Source organism: Streptomyces tremellae (assembly GCF_039540215.1).
GTDB lineage: Bacteria > Actinomycetota > Actinomycetes > Streptomycetales > Streptomycetaceae > Streptomyces > Streptomyces tremellae.
On sequence record NZ_BAABEP010000025.1, the window covers coordinates 76466 to 95215 of the forward strand.

Genomic DNA, 18750 nt, shown 5'->3' on the forward strand with positions numbered 1-18750 from the left:
TCACCGTTCGTCGTGGTCGGGGCCGCCGTACGCGGCGTCTTCGAGTTCGCTGAGCACCTGCTCCTCGACCTGTTCCGCCAGGGCGGCGACGGTGCGGGAGACGAGGATGTCGCGCGGGGTGAGGGACACCCCGAACAGGTCGTTGGCGCGGGAGGCGACCAGCAGGGCCCGCATCGAGTCGCCGCCGAGGAGGAAGTAGTCGTCCTCGGCACCGACGGCCGTGTGCAGGACCTCCGCCCAGATCGCCGCGAGCGCCTCCTCCGTGGGGGTGCGGGGCGCCACCCGCACCGCGCGGTCCCGCGCGCCCCCCGGTACGGGGGCGGGCAGGGCGGCCCTGTCGGTCTTGCCGTTCTCGGTCAGGGGGAAGCGGTCGAGGGCGACGAACACCGAGGGCACCATGTGTCCTGGCAGCACCGCGGCGGCGAGGGCGCGCAGCGCGGTGTCGGCGGGCGGCTCGGCGCCGGGCGCGGTGAGCAGGTGGGCGACGAGCAGGGGCGTGCCGGGCTCGTACTCCCGCAGGCTCACCACCGCGTCGAGTACCGCCGGGTGGCGGGTGAGGACGGCCTCGACCTCGCCTGCCTCGATCCGGTGGCCGCGCAGCTTGAGCTGGTGGTCGGTGCGGCCCAGGGAGCGCAGCTCGCCGTGGGCGTCGCGGCGCACCAGGTCGCCGGTGCGGTACATGCGGCTGCCCGGCGGCCCGTAGGGGTCAGCGGTGAAGCGGGCCGCGGTCAGCCCCGCGCGTCCCAGGTAGCCGCGGGCCAACCCCGGTCCGGTGAGCCAGAGTTCGCCGGGCACGCCGTCGGGGACGGGGCGGAGCCTCGCGTCGAGCACGCGGGCGCCCGCGGCGGGCAGCGGCCTGCCGATGGGCGGCGCCGTGCCGTCGGGCACGAGGGGCGCGGACCAGGTGGCGACGACGGTCGCCTCGGTGGGTCCGTAGGAGTTGACCATGCGGTGGTGCGGGGCCCAGCGGGCGACCAGGTCGGCGCCGCACGCGTCCGCCCCGACGATCAGCGTCTTCAGGGCGGGCAGGGTGCCCGGCGTCCCGGGCGGCAGGGTGGCGAGCGCGGCGGGCGGCAGCAGCGTGTGGGTGATGCGCTCGGCGCGCAGCACCCGGGCGAGCCGGTCGCCGAGCAGCGGCCCCTGCTCGGGCACCACGAGGCGCGCGCCGTGCGGCAGGGACGCGCACAGTTCGAGCACGGAGGCGTCGAAGCTCGGTGTGGCGAAGGCCAGCACCCGGTCTCCCCCGGCCACCTGGTAGTGCTCGGCCTCGGCGGCGGCGAAGGCGGCGAGGCCGCGGTGGGTGACGACGACGCCCTTGGGGGTGCCGGTGGAGCCCGAGGTGTAGATGACGTACGCCGGGTCGTCCACGTCGAGCGGGCGCCCGCGGTCGGCGTCGGTGGGCCGGTGGTCCGGGGCGGTGCCCGGCGGCTCGGCGAGCAGCGCGGCGACCTCCTTGGCGTCCAGGGTGAGCGCGGGGGCCGCGTCGCGGAGCATCAGCGCGATCCGCTCGTCCGGGTACGCCGGGTCGACGGGCAGGAAGGCAGCGCCCGCCTTGGCGACCGCGAGCTGGGCGAGCACCATGTCGAGGGAGCGCGGCAGTTCGAGCGCCACGATGTCCCCGGGCCGCGCGCCGCGGGCGATCAGCCGGTGGGCGAGGCGGTTGGCGTGCGCCTCGGCCTCGGCGAAGGTCAGCAGCCTCTCCGGGTCGCCGAGCGCGGGCGCGTGCGGTGTGCGGTCCACGGCCGCCTCGACGAGGGCGGGCAGGGTGGCGGGGGGCACGGGGGTCCGCCGCGGCCTGACCGGGCCGCGCAGCAGCCGGGCTCGCTCTCCCGGCGGCAGTGTGTCGAGGTCGTCGAGGCGCGCGGTGCCGTCCGCCTCGGCCAGCGCGGACAGGGTGTGCAGCAGCTGCCCGGCGAGGGACCGGGCGGTGGTCGCGTCGAAGTGGCGCGGGTCGTAGCCGAGTTCGACGGCGAGCCGGTCGCCGGGCGAGACGACCGCGGTGAGCGGGTAGTTGGTGGCCTCGCGGGCGTCCAGGTCGCGCACGGCCAGGCCGTGGGCGCCCGCGGTGGCGTCCCCGACCGGGTAGTTCTCGAAGACCACCAGGCTGTCGAACATCGGTGCGCCGTGCGGCAGTCGGGTGAGTCCGTGCAGTTCGCCGAGGGGCAGGTGGTCGAAGCGGCGGTCCTCCGCGCGGGCCTCCTGGAAGGCGCGCAGCCAGGCCGCGGCGGGCGCGGCGCCCTCGACCCGGGCGCGCGCGGGCAGGGTCGTGATGAACAGGCCGGTGATGGTGTCGGCGCCCGGCAGCTCGGAGGGGCGCCCCGACACGGTCGTGCCGAAGCAGACGTCCTGGGTGCCGCTCCAGCGGGAGAGCAGCAGCGCCCAGGCGCCCTGCACCACGGTGTTGAGGGTGAGCCGGTGCCGGCGGGCGAACTCCTGGAGCCGCGCGGTCTCCTGGGCGCTCAGCCGCTCGGAGAGCCAGGTGCCGGAGCGCGCGGTGGTGCCGGGGGCGGGCCTGCGGTCGTAGGGCAGCGGGGTGGCGGCCGCCAGGTCGGCGAGCGCCGCGCGCCAGTGGTCGCGGGCGCCGCCCGCCTCACGGCCCGCGAGGTGGGCGGCGTAGTCGGCGAAAGGCCTGCGCTCGGGCAGCAGGGGCCGCTCGCCGCGGCCGAGGGCGGCGTGCGCGGCGAGGACGTCCCCGAGCACGTGGAAGACGCTCCAGCCGTCGAGCAGCACGTGGTGGAAGGTCCACACGACGCGCACCGCGTCGGGTCCGAGGCGGACCAGGGCGAGGCGCAGCAGCGGCGGGCGGCCGAGGTCGATGCCCCGGGCGCGTTCCGCCGCGAGGAGCCCTTCGAGCTCCGCGGGACGGCGGTCCTCCGGCAGGGTGCTCCAGTCGTGGTGGGTGACCGGCAGCGTCACGTCCCGGTGGACGGCCTGGAGGGGCACGGGCACGCCGGTCAGGACGAGGGCCGTGCGCAGGACGGGGGTGCGGTCGACGACGTGCTGCCAGGCCGCGGCGAGCGTTCCCGGGTCGCGTACCCCGTCGAGCACGAAGGTGATCTGCTCGACGTACAGGCCCGCTTCCGCCTCGTCCATGCCGTGCACGACCAGGCCGGTCTGGGTGGGCGTGAGCGGGTACAGGTCCTGCACGTCGCGCCCGGTGCCGGCGATCCGGTCGACGGCGGCCTGGTCGAGCGGCGCGAGCGGGAAGTCGGAGGGGGTGCGACCGCCGGCGCCGGGCTCGGCGCAGTGCCGTACGAGGGCGCGCAGTTCGTCCGTGAGGCCGGCGGCGAGCCGTTCGACGGTCTCACGCCGGTGCAGGGCACGGGAGTAGGACCAGGCGAACTCCAGCTTGCCGTCCGCGACCCGGCCCAGCACGTCGAGGAGGCAGGGCCGGGCGGCCGAGCGGTCCATGCCGCCGGCGAGCGCGCCGTGCGGCGCGTGCAGCAGGCCGCCCTGGGCCTGCCGCCAGTCCTGCCTGCCGAGGTAGTTGAAGCTGATCTCGGGCAGGTCGGGCAGGTCGCGACCGGCCGCGGCGTGGAGGTGGCGCAGGGCGCCGTAGCCGATGCCGCCGCCGGGCACGGCCCGGAGGTTCTCCTTGACGGCCTTGAGCACGGTGCCGGCGGGCGCGTCCCGCGGCACATCGAGGGCGACGGGGTGGAGCGAGGTGAACCAGCCGACCGTGCGGGAGAGGTCGACGCCGTCGAAGAGGTCCTCGCGGCCGTGGCCCTCCAGCGCGACCGCGACCCTGTCCTGTCCGCTCCAGCGGGCCAGCACCCGCCCGAGGGCGTACAGCAGGACGTCGTTGGCCCGGGTGCGGTAGACGTCGGGGACGTCCCGCAGGAGCCGCCGGGTCTCCTCGGCGTCGAGGCCGGCGGTGACGGTCTCCTCGTCCGCCGCGGTGTTGGCGCCCCCGGGGCGGTCGACCGGCAGGGGCCCCGCGGCGCGCTGGGCGCGCCAGTGCCCGGCCTCGTCGTCGAAGCCGCCGGCGGCGGTGTGCCCGGCGAGCCGCTCGGCCCAGGCGCGGAAGGACGTGCTCTTGGCGCCGAGTCGGGGGCGTTCGCCCGCGGCCAGGGCCCGGTAGGAGGCGTCGAGGTCCTCCAGCAGGATCCGCCAGGACACCGCGTCCACGACGAGGTGGTGGGCGGCGAGCAGCAGCACCGGGCGCCCGGCGCCGCCGCCCCGGCACAGCGCGGCCCGCAGCAGCGGCCCGTTCGCCAGGTCGAAGCCCCGGCCGAGCGCCGCGGCGAGACCGGGCCCCGGCGGCCCTTCGTGGAGTTCGAGGTGCGGGGCGCCGCCGGGGGCGGTGCCGTACTGCCGCACGCTGCCGTCGTGTTGTGCCTCGTACCGCATCCGCAGCGCGTCGTGGCGTTCCAGTACGGCGGCGAGCGCGGCGCGCAGCAGCGTCTCGTCGGTGTCGTGCGCCAGCTCGTACGCGACGGTCTGGGCGAAGTCGGCCGGGTCGCCGCCGAGGGTGCCGAGGAGCCAGTGCTGTACGGGCGTGAGCGGGGTGTCGCCGGTCACGGCACCCTGCTCGGCGGTGACCGGGGAGGCGGGCAACGCCTCAGCAGCCGCGGCGAGTTCGGCGAGGGTCTGGTGGGTGAACAGGTGGCGCGGGCTGAGTGCGAGCCCGGCCCTGCGGGCCGCCGAGACGATCCTGATGCCGAGCACGGAGTCGCCGCCGAGCGCGAAGTAGTTGTCGTCCGCGCCGATGTCGGGCAGGCCGAGCACCTCGCGCCAGATCGCGGCGAGGGTGTGCTCGGCGGCGGTGGCGGGCGGCCGGCCCGCGCCGCCGCCCGCGGCCCACGCGGGTTCCGGCAGGGCCCGCCGGTCCAGCTTGCCGGTGGCGCCGAGCGGGAGTTCGGCGAGCGGCACCACGAGCGCGGGAACCAAGTGGCCCGGCAGGCTCCTCGCGAGGAAGGAGCGCAACTCCTCCGGGTCGGGCAGGCCGTCACCGCGCGGCACCGCGTAGCCGACGAGGCGGCGGTGCCCCTCGTGCTCGACCACCCGGGCCGCGGCGCCCGCCACCGCGGGGTGGCGGGCGAGCGCCGCCTCCACCTCGCCGGGTTCGATGCGGAAGCCGCGCACCTTGACCTGGTCGTCCGCCCTGCCGAGGTAGACGAGGTCGCCCTCGGGGCTCCAGCGGGCCAGGTCGCCCGTGCGGTACATCCGGTCGCCCGGCCGCCCGAACGGGTCGGGCAGGAAGCGGGACGCGGTCAGGCCGGGGCGGCGCAGGTAGCCGCGGGCGACTCCGGTGCCCGCGAGGAAGAGCTCGCCCGGCGCGCCCGCGGGCACCGGGCGCATGCGCGCGTCGAGGACGTAGGCGCGGGCGCCGCCGGCCGGCCTGCCGATCGGCGGGTCGCGGTCGGGGTCGGCGGGGTCGCAGGTGAAGGCGGTGGCGTACACGGTGGCCTCGGTGGGCCCGTAGATGTTGCGCACCGCGCAGCCCGGCACCGCGTCCCGCACCTGCTGTACGGTCCTCGCGGGCAGCCCCTCCCCCGCGAGGACCACGGTGTCCGCGCGTACGTGGACGGTGTCCTCGGCCAGCAGCCTGCCGAGGGCGGAGGGCACCGCGCTGAGCAGGCCCGCACGCCACGGGCCGGGCCGCTCGGCCAGGGCCAGCAGGTCGCGCACGATCTCGACGCAGCCGCCCGACAGCAGGGGCGCGAGGATCTCGAAGACGGACACGTCGAAGTTGAGGGACGTGGACGCCACCACGTGTTCGAGGCCGCGGCCGGTGAACTCGGCGGCCGCCCAGTCGGTCAGGGCGAGCACCGAGCCGTGGGCGACGACGACCCCCTTGGGGCGGCCGGTAGAGCCCGAGGTGTGGATGACGTAGGCGGGGTGGCCCGGCAGCAGGGGCGCGAGCCGCTCGGTGTCGGCGACCGGCGCGGCGGACGCGGTCGCGAGCCGCCGCGCGCAGCCGGGGTCGTCGAGCACGATCCGGGAGAACGGCCCCTCGGGCAGCCGGCCCGCTGTGGCGGTGTCCGTGACGACGGCGTGCGGCCGTACGTCGTCGAAGAGGAACGCGACGCGCTCCGCCGGGTACCCGGGGTCGACCGGCAGGTAGGCGGCGCCGGAAGCGAGGACCGCGAGCAGGGCCGTGACCAGGTCGGCGGTGCGGGGCAGGGCGAGGGCGACATACCGCTCGGGGCCCGCGCCCGCGGCGATGAGGAGCCGGGCGAGCCGGCCCGCGCGTGCGCCGAGTTCACCGTAGGTGAGCAGGTCGCCGCCGCAGCGCACGGCGGGCGCCTGCGGGGTCAGTGCGGCCTGGCGGGCGAACGCCTCCGGCAGGGTGCCGCGGGGCGCGGGGACGAGGGCACCGCAGAACCGGTCGAGCAGCTCGCGGCCGGCGGCGGGGTCGGTGAGGGGCAGCTCGGCGAGGGTGGCGTCCGGCGCGGCGGCCATCGCCGTCAGCAGGGTGCGCAGGCTCCCGCCGAGGCCCTCGACGGTCGGCGCGTCGAAGGCGGCCGGGTCGTAGTCGAGGCTGACGTCGAGGGCGTCGCCGGGCGCGACGACCACGCTCAGCGGGTAGTTGGTGGGCTCCAGATCGCGCTCCTGCTCCATCGCGAGGCCGTGGCGGGCGAGCGCCTCCTCGTCGAAGGGGTAGTTCTCGAACACGACGATGGAGTCGAAGAGGCCGGTGCCGCCCGGCACGTCGCTCCAGGTCTGGAGCTGGGCCAGGGAGACGGACTCGTGGCGCCTGGCCTCGGACTGGGCCGACTGGAGCTCGCGCAGCCAGTCGAGCAGTGGGCGCCGGCCCTCGATCCTCACCCGGGTGGGCAGGGTGTTGATGAACAGGCCCACCATCGAGGTGACGCCCGGCAGTTCGGCGGGCCGCCCGGAGACGGTGGTGCCGAACACCACGTCGTCCCCGCCGCCGTAGCGCGACAGCAGGAGCGCCCAGGCGCCCTGGAGGACGGTGTTGAGGGTGAGCCCCGCCCGCTGGGCGGTCTCCCGCAGCCGCGCCGAGACGTCCGCGCCGAGCCGCACCCGCACCGTCCCGGAGGAGGACCCGCGGTGGGCGCCAGGGGAGCGGCGGTCGCGGGGCAGCTCCGTCGGGGCGCGGAAGCCGGCGAGCACGGCGCGCCAGTACTGTTCGGCCTTCGCGGTGTCCTGGCGGGCGAGCCAGCCGAGGTAGTCGGCGAACGGCCGCCGGTCCCGCACCCGCGGCGTGCGCCCCGCGGCCAGCGCCGCGTACCGCTCGCAGACCTCGTCGAAGACCTGGGCGGCGCTCCAGCCGTCGAGCAGCAGGTGGTGGAAGGTCCACACCAGGCGGACGCGCCCCGGGGCGAGCCTGATCAGGGTGAGGCGCATCAGCGGCGCCGCCGCGAGGTCGATGCCCGCCCCGCGGTCCGCGTCGATCAGCCGGTCGAGGTCGGCGGCGCACGCCTGCGCGGGCCTGCCGGTCCAGTCGTGGTGGGCGACGGGCACGGTGGCGCTGTGCCGTACGACCTGGAGGGGCTCCGCGCCCTCCTGCCAGGCCGGGTGGGAGCGCAGCACCGGGTTGGCGTCGACGGTGTGCTGCCACGCCTCGGCGAGGGCCCTGGGGTCGTCGACACCGGTGAGCACGAGCTGCACCTGGTTGACGTAGGCGCGCCCTTCCGGGTCGAGCAGGCTGTGGAAAAGCATGCCCGACTGCATCGGGGTGAGCGGCAGGATGTCGGCGACGCCGCGCCCTTCGCCCGCGAGGCGGTCCACCGCGGCCTGGTCGAGGCGGGCGAGCGGGAAGTCGGAGGGGGTGCGACCGCCCGCGCCCGGCTCGGCGCAGTGGGCGATGATGTCATCGAGCGCGCGCAGCATCGCCTCGGCGAGCCGGGTGACGGTGGAGCGCCGGTGGCGGGCGCGGCTGTGGTGCCAGCTGATCTCCAGGCGCCCGTCCTCGACCCTGGCGACCACGTCGAGCAGATGGGCGCGTTCGGTGCCGGGCGCCTCAGCGCCGCCGAGCCCGCCGGGCACCCCGCGGATCAGGGACCCGCCGTCCGCCGTCCAGTCGAACCTGCCGAGGTAGTTGAAGCTGATGCCCGGCATCGGCGCGGCGGCGAGCCGGGGGTCCCGGGCGAGGTGGCGCAGCGCGCCGTGGCCGATGCCCCGGTCGGGCACCGCGCGCAGCTGCTCCTTGACGGACTTCAGGGCGCTGCCCCAGTCGCCCGCGGGAACGCGCAGGGCGAGCGGGTGCAGCGTGGTGAACCAGCCGACGGTGCGGGACAGGTCCACGTCCTCGAACAACTGGTCCTCGCGGCCGTGCCCTTCGAGCCCCACGGCGACGGTGTCGCGCCCCGTCCAGTCGGCGAGCACCCGGCCGAGCGCGGTCAGCAGGACGTCGTCGATCCGGGTGCGGTAGACGGCGGGGACCCTGCGGAGCAGGTCGTCGGTGCGCCGGCGGCCCAGCCGTACGGTGACCTCCCTGACGTCCGCGGTGACGTTGTCGCCCCCGGCGTCCTCGGGCAGCGGCTCCGCGCAGTGTTCCGCGACGCGCGCCCAGTGGGCGAGCTGCCCGGTGAAGCCGCCGTTCTCGGTGTGTTCCGCCAGGCGCTCGGCCCAGGCGCGCACCGAGGTGGTGCGGGCGGGCAGGCGTACCGGCGCTCCCGCCGCGGCCTGCCGGTAGGCGGTCTCCAGGTCCTCAAGCAGAATCCGCCAGGAGACGCCGTCGACGACCAGGTGGTGGGCGATGAGCAGCAGGCGCGTGCCGGCGCCGCCGCCGGTGAACAGGCGGGCGGCGAACAGCGGTCCGGTGTCCAGCCGGAACGCGGCGTGCGCCGCCGCCGTGGCGTCCTCCTCGGCGCGGCGTGCCGCCTCCGCGTCGAGTCCTTCGAGGGGGCACACCCGGAGCAGTGCGGGGGTGGGGGCTCCGGCGTCCCCGACCTCCTGGCGCCAGGTGCCGTCCTGCGCGGCGGTGAACCGGGCGCGCAGGGCGTCGTGGTGGCTCCACAGGGCGGCGAGGGCGCGGCGCAGGGCGCCGGGGTCCGGGTCCTCTGCCGTCTCCACCAGGACCGACTGGTTGAAGAACTCCGGGCGGCGCGGCCCCGGGTCGAGGAACCAGTGCTGGATCGGGGTGAGGGGCGCCTCGCCGCGTACGGGCCCGGTGCCTGCGACGGCCGCCGCGGTGCCCGCCGCCTCGGCGAGCCTGGCCACCGTGGGGTGGCGGAACAGGTCGCGCGGTGTGAGGGCGAGGCCCGCGGCGCGGGCCCGCGAGACGACCTGGATGCTGAGGATCGAGTCGCCGCCGAGCATGAAGAAGTTGTCGTCGGCGCCGACCCGTCCGACTCCGAGGAGGTCGGCCCAGATCGCGGCGAGTGTCCGCTCGGTCGCGGTGCGGGGGGCGCGGTGGGGCCCCTCGCTCCCGGCCGACCAGTCGGGCTCGGGCAGCCGCCGCCTGTCGACCTTGCCGTTGGCGGTCAGCGGCAGCTCCGGCACGGTGACGAACGCGCCGGGCAGCAGGTAGTCGGGCAGGTCGGCGGCGAGGTGGGCGCGCAGTTCCGCCGCGGTGGGCACGGTGGCGCCGTGGGCTGGGACGAGGTGGGCGGCGAGCCGGGTGCGCCCGCCGGCCGGGTACGCCGAGACGACGGCCTCGGCGACGGCCGGGTGCGCGGTCAGCCGTGCCTCGATCTCGGCGGGTTCGACCCGGAAGCCGCGGATCTTGATCTGGTCGTCGGCGCGGCCCACGAAGTGCAGTTCGCCGTCCGCGCTCCAGCGCGCGATGTCGCCCGTGCGGTACATGCGCGCTCCTTGCGGTCCGTAGGGATCGGCGAGATAGCGCGCGGCTGTGGCTCCGGGGCGACCGGCGTAGCCGCGCGCGAGACCCGCACCCGCGATGTACAACTCCCCTGGTATGCCAGGCGGTTGGGGCTGGAGGGTGGCGTCGAGCACATAGACGCGGGTGTTGTCCAGTGGACGGCCGACGGGCAGGACCGCGGGCAGCTCCTCGCCGGCGCGGAAGGGCCGCCGGGTGGCGAAGGTGGTGGTCTCCGTGGGGCCGTAGCCGTCGACGACGGTCAGGCCGGGGCAGGCGTCGAGTACGCGCCGCACGACGGCGCCCGGCACGGCCTCGCCGCCGGTCCACACCTCGCGGGCGCCGCGCAGGCAGGCGGGGTCCTCCTGCGCGAGCAGCCGGAACAGGCCCGCCGTGAGCCAGAGATGGGTGACGCCCCGCGCGTTGATCGCGTGGCGGACCGCGGCGGCGTCCAGGTCGGACGGCGGTGCGAGTACGGCGGTGCCGCCGCGCAGCAGGGGCACCCATACCTCGTAGGTGGCGGCGTCGAAGGCGTGCGGCGAGTGCACAAGCACCCGGCGGTGGTCCGCGAACGCGCGGTCCCCGGCGAGCGCGGCCACGTCGCGCTGGCGCACCGCGATGCCCTTGGGCGTGCCGGTGGACCCCGAGGTGAACATCAGGTACTGGACGTTGTCGGGGTGGACGGCGGCGGCGCGGGGCCCGCCCGTGGACGCGTCCTGGGCGCCGTCCGCCACACGCAGGACGCCGTCGCCCGGCAGCAGGTCAGCCGCCGTCCCCTCCCACACGTCGTCGGTGAGCAGCAGCGCCGCCCCCGCCTCCGCCAGCATCCGCCGCAGCCGCCCCCGGGGCGCGCGGCCGTCGAGCGGTACGTACACCCCGCCGGTGCGCACCAGCGCGAGCTGGGCGACGACCAGTTCGGCGGAGCGGTCCATCAGCACGGCGACCGGGCGTTCCGCGCGCACCCCGCGGGAGACCAGTCGGCTCGCCAACGCGGCTGCTCTCCGGTCGAGTTCGCGATAGGTGAGGCGCGCGGACCCGGCGTCGAGGGCGATCGCGTCCGGGGTGGCCCGCACCTGCGCGGCGAAGAGCCCTGCGACCGTGGCCTCGGGGAGGCTCGTGGCCGTGTCGTTCCAGGCGCGCAGCACCTGCTCGCGCCGGTCCGCGGTGAGCAGCGGCAGCCGGGCGGGCGCCGTGTCGGGCGCTGCGGCCAGCCGGGTGAGCAGCACGGTCAGGTACTCGGTGAGCAGGCGGGCGGTGCCGGCGTCGAACAGCCCCGGGTCGTAGCCGAGGCGCAGCGCGAGCTCGGTGCCCGGGTAGGCGACGAGGCCGAGCGGGTAGTTGGTGGTCTCCACGCCGTCCAGGCCGCTCAGGGTGAGGCCGTGCACCGCGGCGAGCTCGTCGTCGCTGCCGACGGGGTAGTTCTCGAAGACGACGATGCTGTCGAACAGACTGGCGCGCTCGGGGAGTTCGGTGAACGCCCGCAGGCGGTTCAGCGGCAGGTGGTCGTGGCGCCTGTCCTCGCTCTGGTCGCGCTGGAGCGCGCGCAGCCAGTCGACGAGGGTGCCGTCCGCGGGGACCGCGACCCGGGTGGGCAGGGTCGTGATGAACAGGCCGGTCATGGACTCGGCGCCGGGCAGCTCCGCGGGCCTGCCGGACACGGTGGTCCCGAACACCACCTCGTCCCTGCCGGACTGGCGGGCCAACAGGACGGCCCAGGCGCCCTGGACCAGGGTGTTGAGGGTGAGCCCCGAGGTGCGCGCCAGCTTTTCGAGGGACCGGGTCACGGGCTCGGGGACGGTGGCCCGCACGGACGCGGTGGACTCGGCGCGGTGGGCCTCGCGGGGCTCGCGGTCGTAGGGCAGCGGGGTGGTCTCGCCGAGTCCTGCGAGCCGCTGCCGCCAGTGTGCCTCGGCCTCAGCGCTGTCGCGTCCGCGCAGGTGGGCGAGGTAGTCGCGCCACGGCCGCCGCTCCGGCAGGGCCCCCGCGCCTGCCCTGCCCGACAGGGCGCTGTGGCGGGTGAACACATCGGAGAGCACCTGGAAGAGGCTCCAGCCGTCCAGCAGCAGGTGGTGGAAGGACCACACGACGCGGACCGCGGTGTCGGAGACCCGGGCGAGCAGCAGCCGCTGGAGCGGGCCGCCCGCCAGGTCGAGGCCTGCTGCGCGGTCCTCGCGCAGCAGGGTGTCGAGCCGGTCCCGGGCCTCGGCGTCCGTCAGGCCGCGCCAGTCGAGCTCGGTGACGGGTACGGGCGCGGACCGCGCGACGACGAACAGCGGCTGCGGCACGTCCTGCCAGACCACCCGGCCGCGCAGCACGGCCGTGGCGTCGGTGACCTGCTGCCAGGCGGCGGCGAGCAGGCCGGGCCTCGGCACGCCGTCCAGGACGAAGGTCAGCTGCTGGAAGTAGGCGCCGCGGCCGTCCTCGGAGAGGCCGTGGAAGGCCATGCCCGCCTGCGTCGGTGTCAGCGGCAGGATGTCCTCGACGGCCCCCGGGTCGTCCCCCGCGACCCGGTCGACCGCCGCCTGGTCGAGCGGGGCGAGCGGGAAGTCGGACGGGGTGCGGCCCGCCGCGCCCGGCCCCGCGGCGTACCCGGCGAGGTCGGCGAGCGCGTCGGCGTAGCGCCTCGCGAGGGCGGCGACGGTGGCCTCGCGGTGCACGCGGTCGGAGTAGAACCAGGTGAACTCCAGCGCGTCACCGTCCAGCCGGCCCACCACCTCAAGGGCGTGCGGGCGGGCGGCCGCCGGGTCCGCGTCCAGTTCGAGCGGCCGGAAGGTGCCGCGGTACAGCCCCGTCCCGTCGTCCTCCAGGTCCATCCTGCCCAGGTAGTTGAAGCTGATCTGCGCGGCGGGCGCGGGCGCTTCCGGCTCCCCGGGTGCCAGGTACCGCAGGGCGTCGTGGCCGATGCCGTGCCGGGGCACGGCGCGCAGCCGCTCCTTGACCTGCTTGAGCACGGTGTCCCAGGGGGCCTGTCCCGGGACGGCGAGGACGACCGGGTGGCGGGTGGTGAACCAGCCGACGGTGCGGCTGATGTCGAGGTCCGGGAAGATCTCCTCGCGGCCGTGGCCCTCGACGTCGACCACGACGCGCTCGTGCCCGCTCCACGCGCACAGGGCGCGGCCGAGCGCGCCGAGCAGGACGTCGTTGGGCCGTGTGCGGTACGTGTCGGGCAGGGTGCGCAGCAGGACGGCGGTGTCCTCGGGAGGGATGCGCACGGTGACGGCACGGGCGGAGCCGTAAGTGCCTGGGCCCGGGAGGTCCGCGGGCAGCGCGCCGGCGTCCGGGGGCACGGCAGCGGCCCAGTGGACGCGCTCGTCGTCGAAGCCGCCCCCCGCGGTGTGCGCGGCGAGCCGCCGGGCCCACTGGCGCACCGGCGACGACTTGGCGGGCAGCGCGGCGGCGCCGTCCGCTCCCGCGCGGCGGGCGCGGTAGGCGCGGTCCAGGTCGTCGAGGAGCACGCGCCAGGACACACCGTCGACGACGAGGTGGTGCACGGCGAGGTGGAGCACGGGCGCCCGCCCGGCGCCCCTGTCGTGCAGCACGGCCCGCAGCAGCGGCCCGCGCGCCAGGTCGAAGGGGCCGAAGTGCGGGGTGTCGGTGTCGGGTCCCGCGTGCCTGGCCAGGGTGATCCGCTCGCCGGGATCCGCGATGTGCCAGGCGGGCGGCGCGCCCTGGGCGGCGGTGAAGCGGGAGCGCAGGGCGTCGTGGTGGGTGACGAGGTCGTTCAGGGCGTCTTCGAGCGCGGCGGGGTCGAGATCGCCCGGCAGCAGCACGGAGAGTGCCTGCGCGAAGTGGGCGGCGCGCTCGGCGTCCGCCGCGAACAGCCAGTGCTGGATGGGCGTCAGCGGCGCGGGGCCCGCGGGCTCCACCGGGGCGTGGCCCGGCCGGCGCGCCCCGGCCGCGGCGTCCGCGCAGCGGGCCAGGGCGGCGACCGTCTGGTGCCGGTAGAGGTCGCGCGAGGTCACGGTCAGGCCCTCCTGCCTGGCCCGCGCCACCACCTGGATGCTGAGGATCGAGTCGCCGCCGAGCTCGAAGAAGTTGTCGTCCACGCCCACGCGTTCGACGCGCAGGACCTCGGCGAGCACGGCGGCGAGCAGCCGTTCCGTGGGGGTGCGCGGGGCGACGTGGCGCACCGCGCGCGGCGCGGGGCCCGGCAGCGGCAGCCGGCCCCTGTCGAGCTTGCCGTTGGGGCTGAGCGGGAGTTCGCCGAGGACCAGCACGGTCGCGGGGACCATGTAGTCGGGCAGGGTGCGGCCCAGCGCGCGACGCGCGGCCTCCGGTTCCACCCGCTGTCCCCGCGCCGGGACCACGTATCCGGTCAGCCGCCGGTTGCCGTCGTCCTCGGTGACGGTGACCGCCGCCTCGGCCACCCCGGGGCAGTGGCGCAACGCCTCCTCCACCTCGCCGAGTTCGATACGGAAGCCACGCACCTTGACCTGCTGGTCGGTCCTGCCGACGTAGACCAGCTCGCCGTCCGCGCGCCGGCGCGCCAGGTCGCCCGTGCGGTACATGCGCGCGCCGGGGGCGCCGAACGGGTCGGCGACGAACCGCCGGGCACTCAGCCCGGGGCGCCCCAGGTAGCCCCGGGCGAGCCCACCGCCACCTAGGTACAACTCACCTGCCACGCCCGGAGGTTGTGGGCGCATGCGGCCGTCGAGGACATACGCCCGGGTGCGGGCGACGGGCCGGCCGATGGGCGGCGGCTGGTCGGGAAGCCGCTCCCCGGCGAACCAGGCGGTGGCGTACACGGTGGTCTCGGTGGGCCCGTAGACGTTGACGATCGCGCAGGAGGGCAGCGCGGCCCGCAGGTCGTGCACGGTCTGCGCGGACAGCGCCTCGCCCGCGAGGACGACCGTGTCCGCGGCCACCGGCGCCGCGCCCCGGGCGAACAGCCGGGACAGCACGGACGGCACCCCGCTGACCAGGCCGGCCCGCCGCTCCCCCGCCTCCGCGAGAGCGCCCGCGTCGGCGACCACCTCGACGGTGCCGCCGTACAGCAGGGGGCACAGCAGCTCGAACACCGAGACGTCGAAGTTGAGCGATGTGGAGGCGACCACCGGGCCGGTCCCGCGCCCGCCGAACCGCTCGCGCGCCCAGGCCGCCAGCGCGGCGACGGTCCTGTGGGTGACCACGACGCCCTTGGGGCGCCCGGTCGAGCCCGAGGTGTAGATGACGTACGCCGGGTGGTCGGGCAGCAGCGGCCGGGTCCGCTCACCGTCGCCCACGTCGCCGGCCGCGGCGAGCGCGGCGCCGCGGGGAGCGGAGTGGCCGCCCGGCTCCCCGAGGATCAGGGGTTCGCACTCCGCGGGGAGCGCGGCGGCGGTCTCGGCCGTGGCCACGACCAGCGCGGGCCGCGCGTCGGACAGCATGAACCTGATGCGCTCGGCCGGGTAGTCCGGGTCCACGGGCAGGTATCCCGCGCCCGACTTCAGCACCGCCCACAGCACGACCGGCAGCTCCGCGGTGCGCGGCAGGCAGAGCGCCACCAGTGTCTCCGGCGCGGCGCCCCTGGCCACCAGCTCCCGCGCCAGCAGGCTCGCGCGGCGGTCGACCTCCGCGTAGTCGAGCCGCTGTGAGCCATGGGTGACGGCGGTACGCCCCGGGGTGCGCGCGACCTGGTCCCGGAACAGGTCGGGCAGGGTGGCCCCGGGGTCCCCTCCGGTGCCCGCCGGCGGGTTCCAGCGGTCCACCAGGGTGCGCTGCTCCTCGTCGGAGAGCATGGGCAGCTCGGCCAGGCTCCGGCCAGGCCCCTCCGCCATCGCGTCGAGCAGCCGGTGCAGATGGCGGCTCATCCGCGCCACGGTCCGCGCCTCGAACAGGCCGGTGTTGTACTCGGTGGTCAGCACGCAGCCGCCCGCCGCGTCAGGGGTGAACTCCAGGACGAGGTCGAAGCGCGCGGCGGGCCGCGGCAGCGGGTGCTCGTCGAACCGCACCGCGCCCGCCTCCCGCGCCGGCGCGGCGGTCTGCTGGACGACGAGGGCCTGCACGAGCGGGGTACGGCTCGGGTCCCTGGGCGGGGCCAGCTCCTCGACCACGCGGTCGAACGGCACCGCGTCGTGGGCGAAGGCGTCGAGCAGCGTGGCGCGCATGCCCTCGACGAACCGGTCGACGCCGGCCCGCTCGTCCACGTCGGTGCGCAGCACCACGGTGTTGGCGAAGAAGCCCGCGACGTCCTCCAGGTCGCGGCGGTCGCGTCCGGTGGTGACGGTGCCGAACGCCACGTCGCGCTGGCCCGAGTAGCGTGCGAACAGCAGCGCGCAGGCCCCCGCGAGCACGGTGAACACGGTGGTGCCGCGCCCGGTGGCGAGGGTGCGCAGCCCGTCCATCAGGGCGGCCGGCAGGTGGTGGCGGTGCCCTGCGCCCTCGGTGGTGCGCACGGCGGGCCGCGGCCGGTCGGTGGGCAGTTCGAGCTGCTGGAGCCCGTCCAGGTGCCTGCGCCAGTAGCGCAGGTGCCCGGTGTCCGCGTCCGAGGCGCGCCGCCGCTGCTCCCAGGCCGCGAAGTCCGGGTACTGGACGGCGGGTTGCGCGAGGCCCGAGGGCTCGCCCGTGGTCTGCGCGCGGTAGAGCGCTGCCAGTTCGCGGGTGAGGACGCCCGTGGACCAGCCGTCGGTGACGATGTGGTGCTGGGCGAGCAGCAGCAGCCGGTCGGCGTCGCCGAGCCGGACCAGCAGGGCGCGGGTGAGGGGCCCCGCCGTCAGGTCGTACGGCCTGCCGAGCTCCTCGGTCAGCAACCGCTGCGCGGCTTCGTCCCTGCGGGCCGCGGGCAGCCCTGTGAGGTCGGCGGTGCGCAGCGGCAGGTCGGGTTCTGCCGCGACGTACTGGAGGCCCTGGCCCTCGACGGTGCGGAACGTGGTGCGCAGCGCGTCGTGCCGGGCCGCGAGCAGGCGCAGGGCGCGCCGCAGCGCGTCGGTGTCGAGGGGCCCGCGCAGCCGCAGGGCGAGGCCGGTGTTGTACTCGGCGCCGCCCGCGGTGAGGTCGTCGAGGAACCACAGCCGCCGTTGGGCGCTGGACAGCGGCAGGCCGCCGGTGCGGGGGGCCGCGGGGATCGGCTCGGGGGGCGCGGCCGCCGCGGTGTCGCCGAGGACGTCCGCGAGGGCCTCGACGGTGCGGGCGGTGAAGAGGTCCCGGACGGTGAGGTGCCCGCCCAGCTCCTCGCGGGTCCGCGAGAGGGCGCGTGCGGCGAGGATCGAGTCGCCGCCCAGGTCGAGGAAGTCGTCCCGCACACCGACCGCTTCGACGCCCAGCACGTCGGCCCAGATCGCCGCCAGCGTCGCCTCCTGCGGGGTGCGCGGCGCCAACCGGGCGGCGGGCGCGTCCTGTTCGGGTGCAGGCAGGGCGTCGCGGTCGGTCTTGTTCTGCGCGGTGAGCGGCATCCGGTCGAGGACGACCACGGCCGAGGGCACCAGGTGGGCGGGGAGCACGGCGGCGAGGGCCGCGCGCAGCGACGCCCTGTCGGGGGGCGAGCCGGGGTCCGCGGGGGTGGCGTAGCCGACGAGGCGGGGCCGGCCCGGCTCGTCCTCGCGGACCACCACCGCGGCCTCGCCGACCCGCGGGTCGCGGCTCAGGGCGGCCTCGATCTCCCCCGGCTCGACGCGGAAGCCGCGGATCTTCACCTGCCGGTCGAGCCGCCCCAGGTAGTCGAGTTCGCCGTCCGGCCGCAGCCGCACGCGGTCGCCCGTGCGGTACAGCCTGGTCCCCGCGGGGCCGAAGGGGTCGGCGACGAACCGGGCGGCGGTCAGACCGGGCCGCCGCAGGTAGCCGCGGGCCACGCCGTCGCCGCCGATGTACAACTCGCCTTCCCCGCCCGGCGGTACGGGCCGCATCGCGGCGTCGAGGACATGGACCCCGGCGTGCGGCAGGGCCGAGCCGATCGTCGGGGTGCCGCGGCCCGCGGCGAGCGGCGGGGTCCAGGTGGCGACGACGGTGGCCTCGGTGGGGCCGTACGAGTTGATCATGCGGCGGCCCGGCGCCCACCGGTCGACCAGGTGCGGCGGGCACGCCTCCGCGCCCACGATCAGTGTGCGCAGCGAGCGTCCCGCGCCCAGGGCCGGGTCCGGCAGGGTGGCCAGCGCGGCGGGCGGGATGAGGGTGTGGGTGATGCGGTGTTCGTCGAGGACCGCGGCGAGTTCGTCGCCCAGCCAGGGCCCTTCGGGCGGGACGACGAGGGTGGCGCCCGACAGTACGGACGCGCACAGTTCGAGCACGGAGGCGTCGAAGCTGGGCGAGGAGAACTGGAGGACGTGGTCGCCGGGCCCCACGGCGTACCGCTCGGCGGCGGCCGCCGCGAACCCGCCGATGCCGCGGTGGGTGACGGCCACGCCCTTCGGTGTGCCGGTCGACCCCGAGGTGTAGATCACGTACGCCGTCGCGTCGGGGCCCGCGCCCCGGGCCGCGCCCTCCGGCGGCGGCGCGCCGTCCCCGCTCTCCAGCAGGGCGCGGACCGCGCCGGGGTCGTCGAGCGTCACCGCGGGCGCCGCGTCGGCGAGCATCAGCTCCCTGCGCCGGGCGGGGTAGGCCGGGTCGACCGGCAGGAAGGCGGCGCCCGCGCGCGCCACGGCGAGCTCGGCCGCGACGAGTTCCATGGAGCGCGGCAGGACCAGTGCGACCACCCGGTCGGGCCCGGCTCCCGAGCGCGCCAGGTGCCCGGCCAACCGGTCGGCACGGTCGGCGAGTTCGCGGTAGCTCCAGGTGCGGGTCCCGTCGGTGAGCGCGGGGGCGTGCGGGGCGTGGGCCACCCGGGCGGCGAAGAGTTCGCCGAGCGCGGGGTGCGCGGCCTCGGTGTCGCCGCCCCCGGTCAGCGGGGTCGCCGACGCGGGCTTGTCGTACGGGTCCTTCATGGGGCACGTCCTTAAGGGCGGGCGCGGGTACGGCGCGGGTGGGGGCGAGCGGGGGCGGCCGCTCCCGCCGGCCCGGAGCGGGCGGCGGGGACGGCTCTTCGGCGGGGGCACGGACGGGCGGCGGGCGTGGACAAAGTCGGAGGCCAAGCGGTCTTAGGAAGACAACGTGCGATCCCAACTCCTTGG

1 protein-coding gene is annotated in these 18750 nt (G+C 76.8%); it reads right to left on the reverse strand.

The annotated features are described in order from the left end of the window. Entirely contained in the window at positions 1 to 18564 is an 18564-nt protein-coding gene (locus ABEA77_RS18490) for a non-ribosomal peptide synthetase (protein ID WP_345648479.1), read from the reverse strand. Positions 18565 to 18750 lie beyond the last annotated feature (186 nt).